Here is a 23,725-nt window from a genome sequence, read left to right as displayed (position 1 = left end):
TTTTCATATTGCTTTAAAGATTTCGTAGCAGTATATTGTAATCACAAAGAACACACAATAGGTTCTTACAAAAAGAAGGGTGGAACTCCTTATGTTAACAAAACAAACAATTGACACAATCAAAGCTACTGTACCTGTATTAGAAGTACACGGATTAGCGATTACTAAAACGTTTTATAAAAACCTTTTTACTGATAACCCACAATTACTAAACATTTTTAACCATACGAACCAAAAGAAAGATCGCCAACAAACAGCTTTAGCAAACACAGTTTACGCTGCTGCCGTTCACATTGAAAACTTAGAAGCAATCGTACCAGCTGTTGTACAAATTGCACACAAACACGTAAGCTTAGGTATTTTACCAGAGCACTACCCAATTGTTGGTAAATACTTATTAGGTGCGATTAAAGAAGTATTAGGTGATGCTGCAACGGACGAAATTATCGATGCTTGGGCTCAAGCATATGGTGTAATCGCTGAAGTCTTCATCTCTGTAGAAGAAGACTTATACAAAGCTACTGAAAATAAAGGTGGATGGCGCTTATTCAAAGATTTCGAAATCGCAAAAATCGAGGAAGAAAGCGATATCGTCAAATCATTCTACTTAAAAGCAGCTGATGGTTTGAAATTACCGGAGTTCTCTGCAGGTCAATATATTTCGATTCGCGTTCAAGTACCTGGACAAGAATATTTAATGAACCGTCAATACACAGTAACAGAAGGAACGGAAGATTATTTCCGCATTTCTGTTAAACGTGAAAACGATGCGACACCAAACGGAGTAGTTTCAAATTACTTACACGATTCGGAAGTTGGCACAAAAGTACAATTAAGTGCCCCAGCTGGTGTCTTCACATTAGCAGATAATAATCGCCCTGTATTATTTATCGCTGGTGGTGTTGGTGTAACACCTTTACAAAGCATGCTACAATCTATCGAAGGGCGTAAAGCTTCATTCCTTCAATGTGCTCGCAATCGCAATGTGGCAGCATTCACAGAAACAATCGAAGAAAAGGTGGATGCTTTAGGCGGAACTTACACAGCTGTATTTAGTGAAACAGAAGGCTATGTAACAAAAGAGCAAATTGCATCATTATTAGAAGAAGACGCAGAAGTGTATGTATGTGGGCCAATCGCCTTCATGGAAGCAGTTATTGCAAACTTAGTTGAATTAAATGTCCCTTCTGAAAATATTCATTACGAATTCTTTGGCGCTGCAATGGCATTACAAATTCCAACAGCAAAATAATTTAAAAAAACGTGTTGAGTGAGGGCTCAACACGCTTTTTTTATGCCTTTTTATAATAGTAAACACCGTCGCGAAGTTCAACTTCAGCTAACCCTTCATCCACTAAATAATCCATTTGACCAAGTGTTTCTGAAAGTGTCAGCCCTAGCTGCTGCTGATAAATTCGTTCAAAAAGTTGCGTCGTTGCTTCAAAGTTTGTTTTCGGCTGTTCAATCATTTCACGTACCTTTAATGCGCGTTGCTTTTGCTTTTCTAGGCGCTCATCAATTAACGGAACAATATTCGTCACCTCTCCGCCATGCCCCGTATAAACCTTTGAAACTTCTAATTCTTGTAATCTCTTTAATGAAGCATTATATTGAAGTAATGATTTTGGTCGCTCCATTGTAAGGTCTACGGGTGGCTCCACTAATGGATTTGACGATGTCCGCTCTAATAACAGATCGCCCCCAATACAGTCGCGCGTATTTTCATCGATAAAAATTAAATGACTTTGCGCATGGCCCAGTGTTTCATAGACTTTTAAGCCCGGATGTCCCGGTACTTCATCCCCTTCTTGTAAAAATTGCGTCAGTGGGGTTGACCCAAAAAGTTCTACCTCGCCCTTTACCTTTAAAATGCGTGGAATATATTTTTCCGGCACTCCCTGCTCAAGCAAATGCTTTGTAAAAAAGCGGTCGTAATAGGAGAAAAACTCTTGTGTTTTGCGCATCCAATAATCCACATAGCGATGCCCTAAAATTTCTGCCCCAACAAAGGCATCTACCCAGCCTGCATGATCCGGGTGGTGATGTGTCAAAACCACTTGCTCGACATCCTTCATTTCATAGCCTGCACCGCGCAGCCCCCACTTAATTGCTTCGTATGCTTCTTCAGTTTTTGGACCTGCATCAAATAGCGTTAGGGCATCTCCCTTTACTAAAAAAGCATTTACATCTCCCACCGCATATGGTGTTGGAATAACCAGTTTGTGTACTTCCATCTCATAATCCCCCTCGAACTGCTCACTAATGAATGAATATTCATTTATTCTACACCTTTTTTCTTGTTTCGTCACGTCATCCCTTGACAGTTTTTCATTACATAACTATAATTTTGATAATTCTAAATTTACAAGCAATGAGAAAGCTAAGTACATTATTTTATGGTTGCAAGAGAGTGCCGTCTTTGCTGAAATCGGCATAGCCCGCTATAATAATCGAACCTCCTTTTGAGCTGTTATGACAACATAACCGTCCCCTTCGCGATAAGAAGGTTAAAGCAGCACACTTTACGTGTGAATTTAGGTGGTACCGCGGAAACTTGTAGCGTTTTCGTCCTTGATCTAGGACGAGAGCGCTTTTTATTTTGGAAAAAAGAGTGGAGGAAATAGTATGCAAAAAATTGTTTTTATCGGTGCGGGTTCCATTGCCGAAGCACTAATTCATGGTTGGGTAGAAAATAAGGTCATTACATCTGAGTCTATTTATATATCTAATCGTTCGAATCAACAGCGTTTACAAGAATTAGCATCTAAATACGGTGTTCAGCAATTAGAAGGCTATGAACAATTATTAGATGCAGATTTAATCATTTTGGCGATGAAACCAAAAGATGCGCGTCTTGCGATGGATGCCATTCGACCATATATTGAGCCGGACGTTGCTGTTCTTTCTGTTTTAGCGGGCATAAGCATTGCGACCATCGAGGATCATCTAGGTGCGCGTCCAATTGCCCGTGTTATGCCGAATACATCTGCAACAATTGGAATGTCCGCCTCTGGAATTGCCTTTAATCAACTTGTCAACGATGCACAGCATGCGCTTTATATTCAAATGCTGGAGGCGGTCGGCATTGTTATTGAAGTCGAGGAAGATAAATTACATGCGGTTACCGCCCTCTCTGGCAGTGGCCCTGCTTACTTGTATTATCTAATCGAAGCCTTCGAACGTGTCGGTACAGAATTTGGCTTAACCAAGGAAATTGTCCGGGAACTAATGGTACAAACGATTGCAGGCTCAGCAGAAATGCTCAAATCGGTCAATGAAGAACCTGAAGTATTACGCAAAAAAGTAACGAGCCCAGGTGGTACAACTGAAGCGGGGATCAAAGCGTTAGATGCGATGGCGTTTAAAGATGCCATTGCCAACTGCATTCGTAGTGCAGAAAATCGTTCACGTGAATTAGCGCGTGGAGAGTAAAAAAGAAGGCTTCACTCACATGTATTAGTGAATGAAGCCTTCTTTTTATAACGAGCCATTGCGAATGCGTTTGACAATGCTATATGTAGTATAAATTGAAATAGGACCAAGCAATGCAGCAATTACTAGCCAAAATGTTAAGCTCTCTGTAGCCTTTAAAAATTCTAAATTCGTACGTATATAAATAACTACGCCAAATAATAAAATATAGCTCATCACATTTGGAAAAATCACCAGTAATCGCAAAAGCTTTGGTGTAATCGTTGGTTGTTGCATACCCCATCCCCCTTTTACTCATTATAACGCAAATTTACGCGATATTACTATAATTTTCTAACAGAAAAATAGAAGCACTTCCATATAGAAGCACCTCTATCAGGATAAGTTTTATGATAGCTTATAGCGTCCTGTTATTTCTTGTAGCTCAGTTGAAACCTCGAATAATGTTTCTACGGAGCGATTTAATTGCGTCATCGCGTTTACTTGCTCGGTCGCAAAGTTCGCTACATTTTCAACACGACCGGTAGTTTGCTTGGATAATAGTGCAACATCATCAAACGAAGCAGCGATTTCTTCTGTACTTGCGGCCATTTCCTCTGAGGAGCTTGACACAATATCCACTTGACCCGCTATTTGCTTAATACCATCAACAATGCCGCCAAATGAGGAATGGGCTAAATCAGCGATTTTCCGTCCCTCTTCTAATACATTGGCTGTCGTCGAAATCGCTGTCACGATATGTTCGGTTTCGTCTTGTACGCTTGACACAACATGGGCAATACGATCTGCTGCCACCTTGGATTCTTCAGCTAATTTTCGAACTTCCTCCGCAACCACCGCAAAGCCCTTCCCAGCTTCACCTGCACGAGCTGCTTCAATCGAGGCATTTAATGCTAATAAATTCGTCTGGTCAGAAATTCCCGTGATAACATTTGTAAACTCGCCAATTTTATCGGATAAATTCACTAATTGCTGTGTTCGTTCAACGGATGTTTTAGTTTCTTCATGTAAATGCTGTAGCTCCTTCATCAGCTCATTCATGACATTAGAACCGGCTAGGGCATTTTGCTCCGTCATATTTGCGTGGCTTGAAATTTCCATAATAGACTCTGTTACATGCTGAATACTGCGGGCTAGCTCATCCATTGCTAAGGAACTTTCCTCAATATTTCGTAATTGAACTTTTGAATCATCTGATACACCTACAGATTCACATTGAATTTCTAGTGAAGCCATCGACGTTGCGGACGAATAGCTTTGAATTTGCGTCGAAGTGCTGTGAACAGTTTCAGAACGCTCCTTTAGCTCTAGCATAATCTTTTGAAAATTATCCATTACGGCATTGGATGCTGTCACAAGCTGGCCAATTTCGTCACGCGATTGTAATTCAATACGCTTCGTTAAATCTGCTTCCCCCTTACTAATGTCGTCTAAAGAATCACGTACACTCTTAATCCGACGAATTTGTTTTGATATCGTAAAGTCTGTAATCCCCATGACAATTGCCACAGCCACAATCGCCGCAATAATCGTTGCGATTAAAATAGAAGATAATACTTTATTTGAAATGGTAATTGCTAAAATATTGCCATCTGATAAAGGCACAAGATAATTCATCGCCTTTTCCCCTTTATATGAGGTCGATTGCGATGCCATATCTGCACCATTAAAGTCTGCTAAATCAAAGTGGACTTCTGCATCTTCTGTTTTTGCTAACACATCACCGTTTTGTGTCAAAACCGATGCGTATAATACCGTATCATTCAAGTAGTTATGCAATTCATTCATATAAAATTCTTTCCCAATTTGGGCTTCTAAATCTAAAAGACGCTGACCATTTCGTGCAACTTGAATAATTTTAGGGTTTGCTGGATTCCAAGAGCCTGTCCCAACAAATTTATAAAATTCTCCATCAACATCACGGATTTGGGCGGGTTGTGTAATCGCGTCTACCGAGTTTTTTAATAATTGCATATACTCATAGGCTTGTCCATTTGGATCTGAGCCAAAATTAAAATCAACGGAAGGTGCTATTGAGGTTAGCTTTGTATTTCCTTGTGCATCCGTGCTCCATATTTCGTCCATTCCTCCACGCTCTGCTAATACCTTTAAATCCTCATGAGTTCCCCCATTTTCGATAATCCAAGAAATTAATATCGATTGTGCAATCATTTCTGTTTCCATAATTTCTTCGGATACTTCACGTGATAAAATGGCACCTTCTAGCCCAAGTTTAACGGATTCTACCAATGCCTCCCCTTGCTTATGTATACTATCCATCGTCGTTTGATATATATAAGCTGCAAAACCCCCGATTAACAGTACGACACCCATTAAAATCGGTATCATCATTTTCCATTTCATTGACTTCAACATATTGATTTCCCCTATATAGTATATTTATTACTATAATTGTACTTTATTTCCAAGATTGATTTAAGCCTTTTCGATTAGTTATTTCGATAAGTCACACAAAAACAGGGATATTTGTCACAAAAAATTCAGTATAAATCAACTCATTTTCAAGGATAATTATTGAATAAAATGATATAACAACATTAGTTAAAATAAACAAATTTTTCATTTCAATAAAAGAAAAACATACTAACATTAGTAGTACAAACCAAGGCCATGGTTTGTGCTACTATTTTTTATAGTAGAAGTGAAGGAAAGCCGAACAGCCCCTGGGATCATATCAGAATCCGTATTAAAAACCGGCTAACTTCACACCCTTATGTGAATCAGTTTAGTATGTTGGGTCCAAGAGATCGTGTATAAGAAAATGGAATCGATAAGGCAATGTGAAGACTTCTATGATTGGCTAAAAAGGAGAAATCTTAATGAAACATGTTGTGGCGTTAGATGTAAGTAAAGGAAAAAGTACCGTTGCGATTTATGATCAATATCGACAATGCGAGTTTGAAGGTGAACTCAATCATTCACGTATTGACTTTGAAAAATTGCATGAACAAATGAAGGAAATTAAAGTGCGAGATGGACAAGCTCCTGAAATTGTTTTCGAAGCAACAGGTGTTTACTCAAAACCAGTGGAAACATTTTTAATTGATTATGGCTATACATATTGTCGGATGAATCCACTTGAAGCGAACCTACAAATGGCTTCAATGCGCCGAAATAAAACAGATATTAGTGACGCGCATGAGCTAGCGAAAACCCATTTTAAAATGGAACGTGAGCCAACTTATGTACAAGATGATTATTATGAACAGATGCGTGGACTTACACGTTATTATGACGAGATGGATGAGGAAATCACATTATTAAAAAGCAGAATGCATGCGCTTTTACACCTTAGTTTTCCAGAGCTTGAACAATTGATCACACCACGTTCAGCGCTCTTTTTAAACATTGTTCAGTTGTATCCTCATCCAACTTTTTTATTAGCACATTCAAAAATGGTGATTAAAAATCGGTTAAAGGCCAATACACGAAAAAATTTGTCATTAGCACGTGCTGAGGAAAAAGCTGTGCTATTACTAGAGGCAGCTAGGAATAGTTATCCAGCGATTAAAGAGACCGATATTCGCTGCGATCAAATTCGTGATTACGCATCTCGTATATCCGATTTAGTGGAGAAAAAAGAATTACTTGTGAAACAAATGACGAAGATGTCGCAGGAACGTAATGAATATCAAGTGCTTCATTCAATTCCTGGTATTGGGGATACAACGGCCTGCCGAATCATTGGTGAACTAGGTGATATAAAACGCTTCAAAAACGCGAAACAATTGAATGCATATGTAGGGATTGATATTATGCGCTATCAGTCTGGTAACACACAGTATCGTGACCGCATTAATAAGCGGGGCAATAAAAAGTTGCGAAAAATCCTTTTCTTTATGATTCAGACAATGATTACATTACGAAAAAAGACAAGGAATCACCTTGTAGATTATTACGATAAATTAAAAACGCAACCTCAGAGGAAGCCTCACAAGGTCGCGATTATTGCTTGTATCAATAAGTTTCTGAAAATGGCTTTTCAGTTACTGACACAAAACATTCTGTACGATTATGAGTCCGCACTACCAGCTCAGAAATCGTAACTACAGTAAATTAACTATAGCATACAGACCTTTCGAAAAAAAGAACATTCGCTAGGTCTCTTTGGTATGCGCAATTTTTTTGTGAGGGTGGGGGTACCCCCACCCTCACAAAAAAATCTATCCAACATACAAATTATTTTCATAAAAACTATTGACTGGAGGTAAGAAAGGGGCTGTCTAATAAGTCCCTAAAATAAACAGGTGTAGAAAAACGAGTCGTTTTTCTACACCTGTTTTTGTGTTTTTATCCAGATCTCTTGAAAGTAGCTGGCGGATGCCCGCTACTTTCAAGAGATTGTGAGCCAATGCCACTATCCCAAATTCTGTGGAAACCTTATCGATGCCCCGCAGTAAAAATCTGCGGAACGACCGATTGCCCTTGATGTGACCAAAAACACTTTCTACGTCGATTTTACGTTGCGCGTAGATTCGTGATTTCTCTTCACATTCAAGGGCTACTTTTGCCTTTGCTTTCATTTCTTCAAAAATCGGATTCCATTGTACTTGGCGATTGCCTTTGGCTTTTGTACAGAGCGCCTTCAATGGACATTCAGAACAGTCTTCACATTCATAAACTTTTAGACTTTGTTCAAAACCTGAGGCATTTTTTTTATTTAGATATTTTTTAAACGTAACTTTTTGCCCATTTGGACAAATAAAATGATCTTCTTGTTCGTTGTAAGCCCAATTTTTCGCATGCTTGATATTCTTTTTATAGCTACGTGATTTTTCTTTTAAATACATGCCATATGGGATTAAAAAATCGAATCGAGGTTCTATTTCGTCACCTATCGCATAAAGATAATTTTCTTCACTTCCATAACCAGCATCCGCTATGACTGTTTTCGGCATCGGCAAACTAGACGCTGCTAATTTCTCTAAGTGTGGAATAAAACAGCGCGTATCAGTTGGACGTTGATGCATGGAGTAAAATAAAATAAATTGATTTTCTGTAGCCATTTGAACATTGTAAGCTGCTTTTAGTTGCCCATTTTTCATGTGATCATCTTTCATCCGCATAAAAGTTGCGTCATGATCTGTTTTCGAAAAGCTATTACGGTCACCAAAGATTTCATGTTGTTTTTTGTATTTGTCCAAGCGAGGGAGGAAATCTTCGCGAATTAATTTGAGTGGTTTCTTTAGTACACTACGCTGTGAACGGATTTCTTTACGTACAGTGACATTTTCTTCAGCTTCAATTGCGTCTGTTAAGGCATTTACTTGTGCTTCTAATTCCTGCGCTATCGTTTCTAATTGTGCTGGTGTCGCGTCTTCTTTCAAATTATCGACAGTAGATTGTATGCATTCAGATTCTGTTATTTCTTGAATATGTAGAATGGTTTCTCGAATCTTTTCTTTTAGTTTCTCTTCAAAATTTTTAGTCGATTTCTTCCATACAAAAGAATACTTATTGGCATCAGCTTCAATTTTTGTGCCATCCAAAAAGTAATTTTCCATTGTAATATAGTTTTGTTCGATAAGAAGGTGAATCATTTGTTCAAATAGCGAATCCATCATATTTTTTAATTGATGTGAACGAAAACGATTAATTGTACGATGGTCTGGTTTCTGTCCTGCCGCCAACCACATTGCAGGTAAATTCTCATGAAGCAATTTTTCAATCCCACGAGAAGAGTACACCTTTTGTGAATACCCGTAGAGAATCACTTTCGTCATCATTTTTGGATGAAAAGAGCTACGACCGCCACCTTTGTAGTGAGAGAAAAAGACTTGGTCATCTATCAGTTCAATCATTTCGTCAATTACACGTGATATATGTTTTGTAGAAATCGTGTCTTGAATATCAAAAAGGGAAATCCCTTGTTTATTGTTATAAGGAATAAATGTAGGAATGGAATGACCTGTTTTAGGAACGGTAGTTTCTTCTGAAAGCTGGAGTGGAAGTGATGTTTGTTCAGTGTTATAATTTTGGTTAGTAGTTTTAGGATTACTCATAAAAATCGTCCTCTCTGTAAATGGTGTTGTGGTGACTTCATTTTACAATAACGGACGATTTTTTTGTGCTTATTTTTAAATTTAAAATAGGGCTGCCACCAAAAGTCATTTCAATGACTTTTGGGACAGCCCCTTCTTACCTCCAGTCAATAGTTTTTATGAAAATAATTTGTATGTTGGATAGATTTTTTTGTGAGGGTGGGGGTACCCCCACCCTCACAAAAAAATTGCGCATACCAAAGAGACCTAGCGAATGTTCTTTTTTTCGAAAGGTCTGTATGCTATAGTTAATTTACTGTAGTTACGATTTCTGAGCTGGTAGTGCGGACTCATAATCGTACAGAATGTTTTGTGTCAGTAACTGAAAAGCCATTTTCAGAAACTTATTGATACAAGCAATAATCGCGACCTTGTGAGGCTTCCTCTGAGGTTGCGTTTTTAATTTATCGTAATAATCTACAAGGTGATTCCTTGTCTTTTTTCGTAATGTAATCATTGTCTGAATCATAAAGAAAAGGATTTTTCGCAACTTTTTATTGCCCCGCTTATTAATGCGGTCACGATACTGTGTGTTACCAGACTGATAGCGCATAATATCAATCCCTACATATGCATTCAATTGTTTCGCGTTTTTGAAGCGTTTTATATCACCTAGTTCACCAATGATTCGGCAGGCCGTTGTATCCCCAATACCAGGAATTGAATGAAGCACTTGATATTCATTACGTTCCTGCGACATCTTCGTCATTTGTTTCACAAGTAATTCTTTTTTCTCCACTAAATCGGATATACGAGATGCGTAATCACGAATTTGATCGCAGCGAATATCGGTCTCTTTAATCGCTGGATAACTATTCCTAGCTGCCTCTAGTAATAGCACAGCTTTTTCCTCAGCACGTGCTAATGACAAATTTTTTCGTGTATTGGCCTTTAACCGATTTTTAATCACCATTTTTGAATGTGCTAATAAAAAAGTTGGATGAGGATACAACTGAACAATGTTTAAAAAGAGCGCTGAACGTGGTGTGATCAATTGTTCAAGCTCTGGAAAACTAAGGTGTAAAAGCGCATGCATTCTGCTTTTTAATAATGTGATTTCCTCATCCATCTCGTCATAATAACGTGTAAGTCCACGCATCTGTTCATAATAATCATCTTGTACATAAGTTGGCTCACGTTCCATTTTAAAATGGGTTTTCGCTAGCTCATGCGCGTCACTAATATCTGTTTTATTTCGGCGCATTGAAGCCATTTGTAGGTTCGCTTCAAGTGGATTCATCCGACAATATGTATAGCCATAATCAATTAAAAATGTTTCCACTGGTTTTGAGTAAACACCTGTTGCTTCGAAAACAATTTCAGGAGCTTGTCCATCTCGCACTTTAATTTCCTTCATTTGTTCATGCAATTTTTCAAAGTCAATACGTGAATGATTGAGTTCACCTTCAAACTCGCATTGTCGATATTGATCATAAATCGCAACGGTACTTTTTCCTTTACTTACATCTAACGCCACAACATGTTTCATTAAGATTTCTCCTTTTTAGCCAATCATAGAAGTCTTCACATTGCCTTATCGATTCCATTTTCTTATACACGATCTCTTGGACCCAACATACTAAACTGATTCACATAAGGGTGTGAAGTTAGCCGGTTTTTAATACGGATTCTGATATGATCCCAGGGGCTGTTCGGCTTTCCTTCACTTCTACTATAAAAAATAGTAGCACAAACCATGGCCTTGGTTTGTACTACTAATGTTAGTATGTTTTTATTGGTTAAAGCTCATGTAATTGATGTTGGCGCCATTCATATTGCGATTGATCATTAGCAATAAATGTATGGGGGAATTGCTCCTGCGCTTGCTTTAAAAATGGAATTAAATCATTTGCTAAGAAGCGAGCACTAATATGATTCAAGATTAAATAGTTAGCATTTGCCATTTGCGCTACTTTTGCCGCTTCGGTATTTGTTGCATGACCGTACTTTGCCGCAAGCTCAATCGTTGCATGGTCAAAAGTCGCTTCATGCACAACAATATCTGCGTTCGTTGCTAATGTAATCGCATTACGACAAAACTTCGTATCCCCTAGAATGGTCAAGGTAAATCCTTGCTTTTGTTCACTCGTAACCTGTTGACTCAGGACTACTGATCCATCATCTAATATAACATCATCGCCAGCCTTTAGCTTTCCTAATAACGGTCCTTTAGGCACTCCGAGCTGAATGGCCTTGTCGATTAGTAGTTCACCCGGTAATGGTTTTTGTTCGATACGATAACCGAAGCATTCAATCACATGTTCAAGCGGCATTGCATGAACGATAAATTGGGAATCCTCAAAAACAATCCCTTCTTCTACTTCTACAAATGTAATCGGATACGTGACATGTGTCTTGGATAACTTCAACGTTAGCTCAACCCATTGTTGCAACCCTTTTGGCCCATATATTGTTAGCAATTCATCGCCACCTAAAAAAGAGCGGGAACTTAAAAAGCCGGGTAAGCCAAAAATATGGTCGCCATGAAGATGCGTAATGAAAATTTTGTCAATCTTTCGTGGTTTTATCGTTGTATGTAAAATTTGGTGCTGTGTAGCCTCACCACAATCAAACAGCCAAATAGAGCCACGTTCTTCTAATAACTTTACTGCTAATGCACTTGTATTGCGGTCCTTTGATGGCATCCCTGCACCAGTACCCAAAAAATGTAATTGCATTGACTTCCTCCAATCACGAGAATATGTATTGTGCCTCCTGAATGGAGCGATTCTTTCTTCTTATTATAAATGTGGCTACGAAAAAAAGCTAATACGGATGAACCGCATTAGCTCTAATATATTATACAAATAATTGTTCATACCAAGCTTTTGCTTTTTGAACTTCACTCATTGTTAGCTGGTGACCATTCGTTTCCCATTCCAGTGTTACATCGGCCCCTGCTTGTACAAGCATAGTTTGTAAATCTGTCGCCTCTTGCTGCGGACACATTGGATCGTTCACCCCTGCAGCGATAAATACGTTTGTTTGCTGCTCCGGTACCGTAGCATGACGATTCGGCACCATAGGATGATGTAAGATTGCGCCTTTTAACGCATCGCTATATTCATATAGCAAGTTTGCCGCAATATTCGCCCCATTTGAATAACCAATGGCAATGATTTGATTGTGATCAAAGCCATATTTTGTAGCGGCGGTAGTTAAAAATTCATAGAGCTCTTCTGTGCGCGCAGCTAAATCCTCCATATCGAATACCCCCTCTGCAATGCGACGGAAAAATCTTGGCATACCATGCTCTAACACATTTCCGCGAACACTTAATACAGAGGCTTCTGGATCGATCATTTCAGCTAATGCAAGTAAGCTATTTTCGTCACCGCCTGTCCCATGTAACAATAAGAGTACAGGCTTTTGTTTAACGCCTTGTTTAAAAATGTGATGCATCTCTAGCCACTCCTGTCTTTGAATTACTCGTATTCTTTTTCAATTGTTTTTGTTGAACGCACCGTATCGATTGGGCGAACAACGCTTTCGATGTAGTCACGTTTTGCTTCTAAAAATGGCGGTAATGATAAAATTTCGCCGGCTGTTTCATACGGCTCGTCGCCCATAAATCCAGGCCCATCTGTAGCCCACTCAAATAAAATCCCTGGTGCAACACGTGCATATAACGATTCAAAGAAGAAACGGTCGACATAGCCCGATGTACCGAAGCCAAAGCTTTCCATTCGGTCAATCCATTCGTGTAATACGGCTGTATCCTCAACACGGAATGCCGCATGGTGTACTGTACCATAACCTTGACGACCTTGCGCAAGCTCTGTATTTTCTTCCACAATTACTGCAGCTCCATTACCACCTTCACCTACTTCAAATAAGTGTAATTGGCCTTCTTGTGCCACTTCACGCATTAGCATTACCTTTTCTAGCACTTCTTTGAAATAATCAAAGCGCGAAATACGGATATGCACAGGACCTAAGCCTGTAATGGCAAACTCTAATGGAATCGGTCCGTTTTGCCAAGGCGTTCCGGATTCAATTCCTTTGTTATTTTCATCTGAAATCAACATATATTGTTGCTCATCAAAGTCTACAAATGATAATGTTTGCTTACCAAATTGTGTTTGAATACCGTCATGTTTAACTTGTAGGCGGTCAAAACGTTTTACCCAATAGTCTAACGCTGCATCTGTTGGAACGCGGAATGCTGTTTTATAAATTTCATCTGTTCCGTGTACCCCTTTTGGAATGCCAGGGAAATCAAAGAATGTCATATCTGTTCCTGCTGAGCCCTTATCATCCGCAAAGAATAAATGATATGTTTGAATATCATCTTGGTTAACTGTTTTTTTCACAAGACGCATCCCTAATACATACGTGAAAAACTCATAATTCTTTTCTGCACTGCTTGTAATTGCTGTTACGTGGTGAATTCCTTTAATATGGTTCATTATTATTTCCTCCAATTTTTCTCGATTTCGAGATATATACGTAAAAAAATTAAATTTGACTTGCGTGATGTCCTACTCGTTTTAGCAAATCTGTTAATATTTCGAGTTCTTCGTTTGAAAGAATCTCAAAAATTTCGGCAATTTTTTGCTCATGTGCTGGAAAGATCGCTTTAATTTGTTGATGCCCTAAATCTGTGAGTGCCGCATAGGTTACACGTCGGTCATTTGCACATGATTTTCGATGGACAAAGCCTTTTTGTTCAAGCTTATCGACGACATACGTAATACTACTGCTTGCGATTAGCACCTTTTTACCAATTATTTGAATAGGTTGCTCGCCTTTATGATAGAGCAGCTCCATTACAGCAAATTCAGTTAAATTTAAGTTACTCGTTAAAATTTGTTTTTTAGTAACCTCTTGACTAGCATTAGTTGCGCGATGCAACACGGTAAAAGCCTTTAATTGTGGTGCGTATTGACTCATCATTGCCCCTACCTTCCCATTAATTCCGATTTCAAATATCTTTAATTCGAGATAAATATAACACGGATTTCATTTCATGTCAACTCATGCAATGTAATGAAAAACACCTCATCCAAACGCTCATTGGAATGAAGTGTTCCCTAATTACTCACATATTAAAACATGGCGTTCAAATGTGCCTTTTTTTACGATTGCCTGATCCATAATTGTTAAATTAGCGTTGGCAATTTTGTCGTCCATCGATTCGATTGTTACAATGACGACACGCTTAGCAATACGTCGGGCATTGGTAATTATGCTTTGCTGTAAATCCTCCGATATATGCGTAAATAAATTATACGGCATATCGATAATAGCGACATCATAACCCTCACTTGCTTCTTCAATTGGGCCAATTTCCACTTTTGGCTCAAATCCGAAGTGTCGTAAATTAATACGCGATCCCCAAACAACTCGCTTATTGATGTCTCGTCCCTCAATAGATATGCCCATACTCATCGCCTCAACTAATACGGTACCAATCCCACAGCACGGGTCAATTACTTTTAAGCCTTGTGGAAACGGAGCTGCAATATTAACAATGGCTCGTGCATCTCGTGTACTGAGTGCTGTTGAATACATTTCAGGCTTTTGCATATGGTGTAGCCAAACTGCTTCGCCCTGCACCAGCTCACCTAAATAATAGATGCCTTCATAGAGCACTAGGCCCAATACCACATCGGGATTCTCTAAATCTGGCTCAGCATGAATAGCGTAGCCGATTTTTTTCATCATCTCGTTACGAACCGTACGTGACAGCTTTGGTAAAATCGCATCTTCACTATTATTTAAAGCATGAATTTTAAATGAACGCTCACCAAGCTGTATTTGTTGTGCAGCATCAACAAGCTGCTCAATTGTCGTTCCCTGTACCCAAATATCTAAGCGCTTTCGCATATACGGGCTACGACTTGGTTCGATTTTCTTTTCGCTAATCAAAACATTGCCTTCCACATCAAAGTTAAAAAATGTGCGCATTTCTAAACGTGAAAGCTCATATTCGCCCTTTTGACAAGCAAAGCTATATAAATATTGCATTTTATAGATCCACTGTCGTTAATAATTGCGCAACAAATTGATACAATAACTCACATACTTCCTCGATTGACATGGAATCCTTAAAGCCTTCCATACAGTCTACGGCAATATTTAATTCCCATAGGCCTTCTTGACCAGAGAATGCCGCGCTGCTACTGCCTAATACGGATTTCACATTCGCTTTTAAATAGTTACGAATCGCCTCGCTATGCTTCTTTTGCAGCTTTAAGCCAAATAATGCTGTGTAAAGATTAAAGGCATCATCAAATTCTAATGCTACTGCATCGACACGAATATCGTTAAACTGCGTGCATTCTACATAAATAAATTCTCCTTGATTTTCCTTTAAATAAGAAATGGGTGTTGCTGCAAATGCTTTTTGTTCAGCCGTAATAGTATCCTCTGTTTCTTTACTGCAACGTTCTAATACTTCAAAATGTAACGTAACCATGATTCTAAGTCCTTTCAGTTTGTTCAACGTGTCTAATTTTCACCTTGTTTAGTATACACGACAATTCATTTCGTTGCATTACAAACACGAACAATTCTCCACGTATCGAACAATGTATTTATAGCAATCATTTTGTATTTTCTCCGCAAATGATGGAGATTTTTAGGTGTGACATTATTTCTCATCATACGAAAAGAGGGCTACCACATCGAATGGTGCCCCCTTTCGTTTATGTACGCACTTTTAACAGCGATACTTTGGTCGTCACTAATGTAATGAATACAAACAGACTAAAGCTTAATAAAATGGCGCCGGTAAAAATAAATCCTGGCGTCCCAATTAAGTCTAGCATGCCTAAAATAGCAGACCCTGCAACCACACCGATTGAGAAAAATGCGTAAAAATAGCCATATGCTTTACCACGCGTTTTTTCGGTAGTAGCCTCAATTAAAACCGCATTGATTGATGGGAATAAAAACGCAAATCCTACACCATATAACGCTAACATCCCATACAACCAGATGATTTCTTCCGCAAGACCAATACCAATTTGTGCAAAAGCCAGAAGCACTACCCCAACCAATAATGTAACTTGCGCATTAATAAAATCAAAAATTCGGTTGGTAGGCAAAATGAAAATTAGCACCGCCACAATACCAAACACGCTTAATAATGTACCCGACATTCGTGAACTATATCCTAAATCCTGAATATGGATGGGCAGTAAATACGCTAAAACTCCTTGTGAAAACATTAAGAAAAATGCCCCACCATAAGCTTTCATAATTCCTATATTCCATTGTAGTTTTTCTTTCACTTGTTTCTTGACACGTTTTGGTAATGAAAATTTCCGCAAAAGTAATAACAAACCAATTAATAAAATAATGCCATACACTGCTACAAAACTGAGTACATTTGGTACGGAAATTTTACTTGCTAAAATACCACTGGATGCCGGTCCAATGATGGCAGCAATTCCTACAAATGCTCCTGTAATGGCACTACCACTACCCTGCTCCTCTGCACGTCGAATATTGGCCAGCAACGTAAATGCAGCAGGTGTAATAAAGCCACTGCTAAAGCCATGAATACAGCGGACAACTAACAAAATTTCTGGGCTATCCACGAGTTGGTAGCATAAAAGGGAGAGTGATGATGTAATAAGACCAAATACTAAAATTCGAAATGCCCCAATTTTATCGGTAAATACACCAGAAAAAATATTACCAAATGTATTCATAAACGAATACATCCCCACAACAATACCTGCTATAAAGGTTGACGCACCGACAGATAACGCATATGTACTCATAATAGGTAATTGTACAAATAAATCAAAAAACGAAAAGAAGATGATCGCATAAACTAACCAATGTGTAGGAAATGGTTTCACACGCATTGTTTTCTCCATTTTTTTCAGCTTCATGTCCAAAACAAAGTTACCAAATGGAATAAAGGCAACGAATACGGAAAGTAAAGACCAGCTAACACTCCATTGAATACGTAACTGTACAATAGCAATAGCGACTACATATAGCATGAATATGCCCCCATGAATACTACCATTCACAGTCACAAATAACGGCAAATCTGCAAAATATTTTAGTGGCATTGAAATAAATAATAATGTAATAAGTGAAAGTCCATCAAGAACACCTATTATACGTAAAAATCGTAGCGGATGAATCTTCATTTTATCCTCCTGATACAAAAAAGTGAATCTTTACTCGCTAGGATTATTTCCCATCCCTAACGAATAGTAGCTTTCACCAATCGAACTTTTAAGTATAAATCTTATCTATTATAGCACGCTATTTTACCCATTCTCCACACAAATGATAGCAATTCTCATAAAGTTCGGTCATCTATTACAAAAAGAGCACAAATGCTATGTGGCATGTGCTCATTTTTGCTGATGATCTTCTAAAAAGTCTTTACTAAAACTTGTATTCGAGGCATAGCTTTTCCTTTTCACACGAACGCCGCGCTGAATAACACCTTTGCCAAATTTTTTCTCCATTGTATCAACTAATGCCACAATCGGCTCATCTTTAATATGCTGTTCAAAATTAAATAAGTTGAGCTGCTGGGTTAAATCCGCCTGATCGACCACATTTGAAACGGTAATCCCGATGAGTCGCACCGGTGTTTCGTCCCAATGCTGTAAAAAAAGCTGCCATGCAATGTCAAATATTGCATCGGCTTGCTGTATGGCCGTTTTTAGTGATTTACTGCGCGTTTGATTTTGCCATTCAAAATTTCGAATTTGAATGCTAACCGTTGTACCCGCTAAATATTTTACTTTCAAGCGTTCCGCAACACTTCGACTCAGCTTTTCAAATGTTTCCTTCAAAATATAATATTCCGTTTCGTCCCGTGGCAAGGTTGTCGAGTTGCCTACACTTTTTGTATCAAAAATGGCATTGGGATCTACCTCACGTCCATCCTCTCCATTTGCGCGTTTATGCAGTCGCACACCATTTTTACCAAATTCCTTTTGCAGTATTCTTTCTTGAGCATTTGCCAAGTCGCCAATTGTATGAATCCCAAGCGCCTGTAATTTTTTGGATGTACTTGCTCCAATTCCATGCATGTCGATGACAGGAAGTGCCCATAAAAGTTCCGGTACTTGGCGCTTTCGAAGGACCGTAATGCCTCGGGGCTTTTTCATATTTGATGCTGTTTTGGCTAAAAATTTATTCGGAGCGATGCCAATGGAGCATGGTAAATCAAGCTCATGTAATATACGCTGTTGAATTTCCTCCGCAAGCTGCATTGGATGCTGTGTTTTTGCGATTTCAGTTACATCTAAGTAGCCTTCATCAATCGAAACGGGCTCTACTAAATCGGTGTAGCTGCGTAATATCGCAAACATCGCTGCACTTGCCTCTCGATATTTGGCGAAATCGGGTGGTAATAAGATGATATCTGGACATTTCCGCTTTGCTTCACCAACCGTCATCGTCGTATAAATCCCTTTCGCACGTGCTTCATACGAGCTCGTCACAATAATGCCTCGTCGCTCTTTCGCATTGCCTGCTACCGCGATGGGCTTTCCTTTCAGCGTTGGTTCATGCGCCTGCTCCACCGATGCATAAAAGCTATTCATATCAATATGAAAAATCACGCGTCCTGCCATCATACCACCTCCGTTATCTATATTTTAATACGTAATTTGCTGACAATCAAAATAAACTATCGAACCGTCTAAAACATAAATACTCCCATCAAAAAAGGAGTTTTCACACATGGTGAAAACTCCAGTTATGTTACGCCGTTACATCACGTTTCATAAAGTATCCAAATGTAATTGCTAAGAAAACAATGGCGTATACAATATTGACTACTACCGAGAAGCCAAATGTTAAACCCTCAATCATCGGGCTATTTCCTGGTGCGTAATACGTTAAATCATTGGCAAACCAAATGTATTTGGCAAAATCATATTGTGCTAAAAACATTGTCGCTGTTTGACCCATTAGTAGAATGAACAACGATAAACTTACAGCTAATGTACTTGACCCAAATAATGAGCCAATCATAAAGGCAAAAATGGTCGTCATCACAAGCGCTGCAAGTGAGTATAAAATCGTTTCGGCAATCGTGTTTTCCAATACCTGTTCGACCACTTGCCCATCTACTACCGATAGCATCACCGCGCCATCATTATTATATAAAATAAAGCCAAGAGCGAGTGAAAAAATAAGTGCAACGGCTAGTGATGTTAGTCCGTATAAAACAGACGTCACTAATTTCGATAATAAGATTTTCCAACGCGCAACCGGACGTGTTAATAGCATCTTAATTGTGCCTGTCCCAAATTCATTGGATACAATCCCGGCTGCAATAACCGTTGTAAAAATACTGACCATCATAATCGAAAGGGTAACCGCGAAATTCATATGGCTTAAAATCGTGTTCGTATGCTCAGCAGGAAGATCATTGGCAATGCGATACTCGACTTTCAAAATTTCTTCATTATAATAAGCAATATCCTCCACTGTCATATCTTCCATCATGCTCATTTCTTTATAATGTGATAACATCTCTTCATTTGCTTGAAGTCGCTCTTCGGTTGTAGCAGACGGTGTTTCGTAGTATTTATTAATACCCGTCACTAATGCAAGCATCCCCAGTACAATGACAAGCATAATCCAGGCATTTTTTTGCGACCACATTTTAATCCATTCATTTTTAACGTATTGCATCGATTGCACCTCCACCCGTCATTTCAATAAATTGGTCCTCTAAACGTTTTTGTACAGGCTGAATTGAATATAAATCAATGCCCGCTTCTACTAATTGACGAACAAATGAGGGTACTTCATCCTTCGTTAAATCCACAACATATCCGCCGTTTTGCTTTGTTAATTTATCCACTAATTGTTGTGGTACCTTCTCAACTTGACCGATTTCAATATAATATTGCGTTGCTTCCTGCTGTTCCAGTTCACGTAAATCAATGAGCTCACCGTTTTGAATAACCGCAATTCGGTCAACCATTAGCTCAATTTCTGATAATAGGTGACTTGATACAACTATCGCCACATTATCCTCTGTTGCAATTTTACGTAAATACATACGGAATTCACGAATACCAGCCGGGTCTAACCCATTTGTTGGCTCATCTAAAATTAAAAATTTCGGACGGTTAAGCATCGCTTGTGCTAAGCCTAAGCGTTGACGCATCCCTAATGAATAGGTCTTTACTTTTTCATGAATTCGATTTTCGAGTCCCACTTGTGCGACAACCTCATCGATGCGCTCCTTCGTAACACCTTTATGCATACGTGCAAAATGCTGCAAGTTTTTATAGCCTGTCATATACTTATACATTTCAGGATTTTCAACAATAACTCCGACATGACTGATGGCTTCCTCATAGTTTTTAGCCAACGATTGTCCTGCAATAATCACTTCACCCTCTGAAGGATGCATAAGCCCCGTCATCATACGAATCGTTGTCGTTTTCCCTGCACCATTCGGCCCTAAAAATCCAGTAATTTGACCAGGATAAAACGTTAAATTCAAGTTTTTAATGATGTGTTTCCCTTTAATCGTTTTGTTTAAATTTTTAATTTCTACAATTGGTTGTGTCAATTGACCGCACCTACTCTCGATATAAATTTTTCATCCATTGCACTGCATTTTCACCGCGTTCATCACGGATTTGCTCAAGCTCATCCATTGCCCGGATATGACCATCCTTTAGTAAAATTACATGATCTAATATTGCCTCCACCTCATTGACCTCATGTGTCGATAAAATAACCGCACAATGTTCGATATCAATATAGCGGATAATGGCCTTCATTAAATTTTCCCGCGCTAATGGATCAAGTCCTGCAAAAGGCTCATCTAATAAATAGAGCTCTGCCTTGCGCGCTAAAAATGTCGCCAGCTTAATGCAGCCCCGATTGCCCTTTGACAGTTTGCCTAGCAATATATTGGTTGGCACCTGTAAAAATTTAGCGATTTCCCTTGCCCTTTCAATCGAAAAGTTTTCAAATTGGGATTGATAAAATCGAAATACCTCGTCACCCGTCATATTTTCATAAAATAAATCAATATCCGGTTGATAGGAGATGAAGTCAGCACTTTTGCGTGTGATTTTTTGCCCATTCAACTCAATACGCCCAGCTGTTGGACGTAAAATTCCGGCTAATAATTGTAGGAGGGTGGATTTCCCACTGCCATTTTCTCCAATTAAGCCTACGATTTGTCCCTTTTCAATACAAAAGCTAATACGTTCTAAAATGGTTGTACGTCCATAGCTATAACTTATCTCGGATACTTGCATTTAGCTACCACCCTTCTTCTTTAAGACATCAATGACTTCCTCAATGGTGAACCCGTATGATTCAATTGAAGAAATAAACTGTAGCGCTACCTGCTCCTTCATTTGCTCCCGTGTACGATGAATAATATCCCCGTCCATCGTAATAAACGTTCCTTGCCCACGCTTTGTTTCCGTCAGTCCCATTTGTTCCAGCTCCTTATAAACGCGCTGCACTGTATTGACATTTACCCCTGTTTCAAGTGCATATTCCCGAACTGAGGGTAATTTATCTCCAGGCATTCGTTCCCCTTTAATAACGTCTCCAGCAATCCTATCAACAAGCTGCAAATAAATTGGGCGATCTTTTACAAAATCAACGGTCATCGCGTTATCACCCTTTCAATCCATTTACATGCAACAATAAATAACGCCGCATAAAAGATAAAGGAAATCAGTTCATAAACGACATAAACATCCATCGCAGTAATGGTTAGACCATTCGTAAATGTAGGCAAATATGTACTAATTTTTTCGGTTGGGATTCTACCGATTTCTAAAAATTGAAGCGTAAATGGATCAGCTGATAGAAAAAAGCCAACAAATAAAAGCGTGCTAACTACATAACTAAATTTACCGATATAGGGCTTTAGCTGAAGTGTAATCGCTAATAAAACGAGCAATAGTACAGTAAATAAAATATAAATAACATTGCATATAATCTGTACATACAGCGATAGCATAAAAATCTGTCCAGCTGTGCCAATAATAACTTCCGGTAAAAAATATAAACCAATTAGGGCAACTGCTAACAGCAAATGCATCGCCACCATTTGATAAATAAACTTTGCGAAAACGAGCAGCACAATTGAATTGGGGTGATGTAGCCAAAGCATTTTCATTTTAATGGCTCGATTTAAGCTTATAAAAAATGAGCTAATGGCGTTGAGCACAATCAAACTAATCCCCAAAAAAAGCAAGGGAGTACGAATAGAACTTAAAGGGATGACATCGCGGTAATAATGTATGGCATAAGGTAAAACGCCAATCATAAAAATGGTTGATAGAAAAAGCACACCAATTGTTTTCTTATATTGGATATGCTCTTTCATAATTAAGCCAAATACTTTTTTCATAATTCCCTCCGTATCACTGTACTAGTCATATATTACACTAGAGCAAAACTACTTTCAACTTTTTTTTGGAAATTTTTTCATTGAAAAAACCTCGTCATTGAATAATCGGACGAGGTTTGGATATCTTATTAAGTTGTTTAATTTAGCAGAAACACACATCAATTACTTGTATTCACCAATCCATTCATTGGCTAGCAATCCATACACAGCATGGTCTACATAGTGATCGTATAGCCATTCTGCATTGCGAATCGTGCCTTCAAGCATAAAGCCTAAACGTTCTGCAATATGGCGACTTTTTTTATTGTCAACTGCAGCACGAATCTCTACTTTTTCCAATTTATATTCATGAAAGGCGATATCAATAATCCCTTTCACCGCACGTGTCATAATGCCTTCCCCTTGGAATTTTTCATCTAAGAAATAACCAATTTCACATTTTTTTAATGTCCAATTGATTGTATTGATCGAAACCTTCCCAACAAATTGCCCTTTATAATAAATAGCTGTGTCTAACCCCTCACGCTTAGCAAAACGCTCTAAATTATAGGCTGCAAATGCACGCGTATCTTCCACTGTTTTTGTATTATCAATCCAGCCAAGCCACTCACGTAAATAGCTACGCGAACGATCAACAAATGCAAAAATTTCCTCACCATCATTTTGCGTAATTAATTTTAATTGGATTTCATTATCCACTTCATAAAAAAACATACACATTCACCCCTACTCTACCAACATAAAATTTCTATATTATTTTTACTAATCATATAGAGCGAATGTTTATTATGCAATAGAAAATTTGCAGCTATAATCGGTGACTTGTGTAAGTTACAATCAAAAATCAAGACGAGTCCTCTTCGTTTTCTAGCAAATTCACAATACTGTCTTGGGTTAT

The 23,725-nt window shown here is 38.5% G+C and carries 22 protein-coding genes; 3 read left to right on the top strand and 19 right to left on the bottom strand.

The window, feature by feature from the left end:
* Window positions 1-79: 79 nt before the first annotated feature.
* Window positions 80-1,252 carry an NO-inducible flavohemoprotein gene (hmpA, locus tag MKX47_RS08440; RefSeq protein WP_445683576.1) on the top strand — a complete coding sequence of 391 codons (1,173 nt, stop codon included), beginning with the start codon at window positions 80-82 and terminating at the stop codon, window positions 1,250-1,252.
* A gap of 40 nt (window positions 1,253-1,292) precedes the next feature.
* On the opposite strand, the gene MKX47_RS08435 is transcribed toward hmpA, so the two are convergent.
* On the bottom strand, window positions 1,293-2,234 hold the full coding sequence (locus tag MKX47_RS08435; protein ID WP_340772958.1) for an MBL fold metallo-hydrolase: 942 nt from the start codon (window positions 2,232-2,234) through the stop codon (window positions 1,293-1,295).
* Between the two features lie 391 nt (window positions 2,235-2,625).
* Here MKX47_RS08435 and proC point away from each other — a divergent pair, with 391 nt between their 5' ends.
* Window positions 2,626-3,432, top strand: coding sequence for a pyrroline-5-carboxylate reductase (gene proC, locus MKX47_RS08430; RefSeq protein WP_340772956.1), 807 nt, complete (start codon window positions 2,626-2,628; stop codon window positions 3,430-3,432).
* 45 nt (window positions 3,433-3,477) lie between these two features.
* On the opposite strand, the gene MKX47_RS08425 is transcribed toward proC, so the two are convergent.
* Both MKX47_RS08425 and MKX47_RS08420 read right to left on the bottom strand, forming a co-directional pair.
* Window positions 3,478-3,708, bottom strand: a complete 231-nt coding sequence (locus tag MKX47_RS08425) for an acyl-phosphate glycerol 3-phosphate acyltransferase (RefSeq protein ID WP_340772953.1) — start codon at window positions 3,706-3,708, stop codon at window positions 3,478-3,480.
* A 111-nt stretch (window positions 3,709-3,819) separates the two neighbouring features.
* Window positions 3,820-5,808, bottom strand: a complete 1,989-nt coding sequence (locus MKX47_RS08420) for a methyl-accepting chemotaxis protein (protein WP_340772951.1) — start codon at window positions 5,806-5,808, stop codon at window positions 3,820-3,822.
* Between the two features lie 464 nt (window positions 5,809-6,272).
* On the opposite strand from MKX47_RS08420, the gene MKX47_RS08415 reads away from it, so the two are divergent.
* Window positions 6,273-7,499 (top strand): IS110 family transposase, encoded by a 1,227-nt coding sequence (locus MKX47_RS08415; protein WP_340770271.1) that lies wholly within the window; start codon window positions 6,273-6,275, stop codon window positions 7,497-7,499.
* A gap of 177 nt (window positions 7,500-7,676) precedes the next feature.
* Here MKX47_RS08415 and MKX47_RS08410 read toward each other — a convergent pair whose 3' ends face one another.
* The 16 genes from MKX47_RS08410 to MKX47_RS08335 form a co-directional block, all read right to left on the bottom strand.
* Window positions 7,677-9,455 (bottom strand): IS1182 family transposase, encoded by a 1,779-nt coding sequence (locus MKX47_RS08410; RefSeq protein ID WP_340772850.1) that lies wholly within the window; start codon window positions 9,453-9,455, stop codon window positions 7,677-7,679.
* A gap of 301 nt (window positions 9,456-9,756) precedes the next feature.
* Window positions 9,757-10,983, bottom strand: coding sequence for an IS110 family transposase (locus tag MKX47_RS08405; RefSeq protein WP_340770271.1), 1,227 nt, complete (start codon window positions 10,981-10,983; stop codon window positions 9,757-9,759).
* Window positions 10,984-11,233: 250 nt separating this feature from the next.
* Window positions 11,234-12,172 carry a ribonuclease Z gene (rnz, locus tag MKX47_RS08400; protein ID WP_340772949.1) on the bottom strand — a complete coding sequence of 313 codons (939 nt, stop codon included), beginning with the start codon at window positions 12,170-12,172 and terminating at the stop codon, window positions 11,234-11,236.
* A 121-nt stretch (window positions 12,173-12,293) separates the two neighbouring features.
* Window positions 12,294-12,896, bottom strand: coding sequence for an alpha/beta hydrolase (locus tag MKX47_RS08395; protein ID WP_340772947.1), 603 nt, complete (start codon window positions 12,894-12,896; stop codon window positions 12,294-12,296).
* Between the two features lie 23 nt (window positions 12,897-12,919).
* The gene (locus tag MKX47_RS08390) at window positions 12,920-13,903 is read right to left on the bottom strand and encodes a ring-cleaving dioxygenase (protein ID WP_340772945.1); all 984 of its coding nucleotides are present in this window, start codon (window positions 13,901-13,903) and stop codon (window positions 12,920-12,922) included.
* 49 nt (window positions 13,904-13,952) lie between these two features.
* On the bottom strand, window positions 13,953-14,387 hold the full coding sequence (locus tag MKX47_RS08385; RefSeq protein WP_340777762.1) for a MarR family winged helix-turn-helix transcriptional regulator: 435 nt from the start codon (window positions 14,385-14,387) through the stop codon (window positions 13,953-13,955).
* A 144-nt stretch (window positions 14,388-14,531) separates the two neighbouring features.
* Entirely contained in the window at window positions 14,532-15,464 is a 933-nt protein-coding gene (locus MKX47_RS08380) for a TRM11 family SAM-dependent methyltransferase (protein ID WP_340772942.1), read from the bottom strand.
* Between the two features lies 1 nt (window position 15,465).
* Window positions 15,466-15,915, bottom strand: coding sequence for a protoporphyrinogen oxidase (locus MKX47_RS08375; protein ID WP_340772938.1), 450 nt, complete (start codon window positions 15,913-15,915; stop codon window positions 15,466-15,468).
* Between the two features lie 229 nt (window positions 15,916-16,144).
* Complete coding sequence (locus MKX47_RS08370) at window positions 16,145-17,608, bottom strand: MFS transporter (RefSeq protein ID WP_340772935.1); 1,464 nt, start codon at window positions 17,606-17,608, stop codon at window positions 16,145-16,147.
* Window positions 17,609-17,818: 210 nt separating this feature from the next.
* On the bottom strand, window positions 17,819-19,054 hold the full coding sequence (locus MKX47_RS08365) for a DNA polymerase IV (RefSeq protein ID WP_340772932.1): 1,236 nt from the start codon (window positions 19,052-19,054) through the stop codon (window positions 17,819-17,821).
* Window positions 19,055-19,184: 130 nt separating this feature from the next.
* A complete protein-coding gene (locus MKX47_RS08360; protein ID WP_340772930.1) occupies window positions 19,185-20,123 on the bottom strand; it encodes an ABC transporter permease in 939 nt (312 codons plus the stop codon).
* The gene (locus MKX47_RS08355; protein ID WP_340772927.1) at window positions 20,110-21,015 is read right to left on the bottom strand and encodes an ABC transporter ATP-binding protein; all 906 of its coding nucleotides are present in this window, start codon (window positions 21,013-21,015) and stop codon (window positions 20,110-20,112) included. Before MKX47_RS08355 ends, MKX47_RS08360 begins: the two co-directional genes overlap by 14 nt.
* 10 nt (window positions 21,016-21,025) lie before the next feature.
* On the bottom strand, window positions 21,026-21,715 hold the full coding sequence (locus MKX47_RS08350; RefSeq protein ID WP_340772925.1) for an ABC transporter ATP-binding protein: 690 nt from the start codon (window positions 21,713-21,715) through the stop codon (window positions 21,026-21,028).
* Window positions 21,716-22,078 carry a GntR family transcriptional regulator gene (locus MKX47_RS08345; RefSeq protein WP_340772922.1) on the bottom strand — a complete coding sequence of 121 codons (363 nt, stop codon included), beginning with the start codon at window positions 22,076-22,078 and terminating at the stop codon, window positions 21,716-21,718.
* Entirely contained in the window at window positions 22,075-22,827 is a 753-nt protein-coding gene (locus MKX47_RS08340; protein WP_340772920.1) for a hypothetical protein, read from the bottom strand. Before MKX47_RS08340 ends, MKX47_RS08345 begins: the two co-directional genes overlap by 4 nt.
* Before the next feature lie 162 nt (window positions 22,828-22,989).
* Window positions 22,990-23,541 (bottom strand): GNAT family N-acetyltransferase, encoded by a 552-nt coding sequence (locus MKX47_RS08335; RefSeq protein WP_340772918.1) that lies wholly within the window; start codon window positions 23,539-23,541, stop codon window positions 22,990-22,992.
* Window positions 23,542-23,725: the final 184 nt, after the last annotated feature.

This window comes from Solibacillus sp. FSL R7-0668, assembly GCF_038006205.1.
Taxonomy (GTDB): domain Bacteria; phylum Bacillota; class Bacilli; order Bacillales_A; family Planococcaceae; genus Solibacillus.
Note: the sequence above shows the minus strand (reverse complement) of the source record. Positions and strands in the feature narration are given on the sequence as shown.

Coding starts and splice junctions, on each gene's coding strand:
- MKX47_RS08435 (WP_340772958.1), bottom strand. CDS start 2,234: ATGGAAGTACACAAACTGGTTATTCCAACACCATATGCGGTGGGAGAT.
- proC (WP_340772956.1), top strand. CDS start 2,626: ATGCAAAAAATTGTTTTTATCGGTGCGGGTTCCATTGCCGAAGCACTA.
- MKX47_RS08425 (WP_340772953.1), bottom strand. CDS start 3,708: ATGCAACAACCAACGATTACACCAAAGCTTTTGCGATTACTGGTGATT.
- MKX47_RS08420 (WP_340772951.1), bottom strand. CDS start 5,808: ATGTTGAAGTCAATGAAATGGAAAATGATGATACCGATTTTAATGGGT.
- MKX47_RS08415 (WP_340770271.1), top strand. CDS start 6,273: ATGAAACATGTTGTGGCGTTAGATGTAAGTAAAGGAAAAAGTACCGTT.
- MKX47_RS08410 (WP_340772850.1), bottom strand. CDS start 9,455: ATGAGTAATCCTAAAACTACTAACCAAAATTATAACACTGAACAAACA.
- MKX47_RS08405 (WP_340770271.1), bottom strand. CDS start 10,983: ATGAAACATGTTGTGGCGTTAGATGTAAGTAAAGGAAAAAGTACCGTT.
- rnz (WP_340772949.1), bottom strand. CDS start 12,172: ATGCAATTACATTTTTTGGGTACTGGTGCAGGGATGCCATCAAAGGAC.
- MKX47_RS08395 (WP_340772947.1), bottom strand. CDS start 12,896: ATGCATCACATTTTTAAACAAGGCGTTAAACAAAAGCCTGTACTCTTA.
- MKX47_RS08390 (WP_340772945.1), bottom strand. CDS start 13,903: ATGAACCATATTAAAGGAATTCACCACGTAACAGCAATTACAAGCAGT.
- MKX47_RS08385 (WP_340777762.1), bottom strand. CDS start 14,387: ATGAGTCAATACGCACCACAATTAAAGGCTTTTACCGTGTTGCATCGC.
- MKX47_RS08380 (WP_340772942.1), bottom strand. CDS start 15,464: ATGCAATATTTATATAGCTTTGCTTGTCAAAAGGGCGAATATGAGCTT.
- MKX47_RS08375 (WP_340772938.1), bottom strand. CDS start 15,915: ATGGTTACGTTACATTTTGAAGTATTAGAACGTTGCAGTAAAGAAACA.
- MKX47_RS08370 (WP_340772935.1), bottom strand. CDS start 17,608: ATGAAGATTCATCCGCTACGATTTTTACGTATAATAGGTGTTCTTGAT.
- MKX47_RS08365 (WP_340772932.1), bottom strand. CDS start 19,054: ATGGCAGGACGCGTGATTTTTCATATTGATATGAATAGCTTTTATGCA.
- MKX47_RS08360 (WP_340772930.1), bottom strand. CDS start 20,123: ATGCAATACGTTAAAAATGAATGGATTAAAATGTGGTCGCAAAAAAAT.
- MKX47_RS08350 (WP_340772925.1), bottom strand. CDS start 21,715: ATGCAAGTATCCGAGATAAGTTATAGCTATGGACGTACAACCATTTTA.
- MKX47_RS08345 (WP_340772922.1), bottom strand. CDS start 22,078: ATGACCGTTGATTTTGTAAAAGATCGCCCAATTTATTTGCAGCTTGTT.
- MKX47_RS08340 (WP_340772920.1), bottom strand. CDS start 22,827: ATGAAAAAAGTATTTGGCTTAATTATGAAAGAGCATATCCAATATAAG.
- MKX47_RS08335 (WP_340772918.1), bottom strand. CDS start 23,541: ATGTTTTTTTATGAAGTGGATAATGAAATCCAATTAAAATTAATTACG.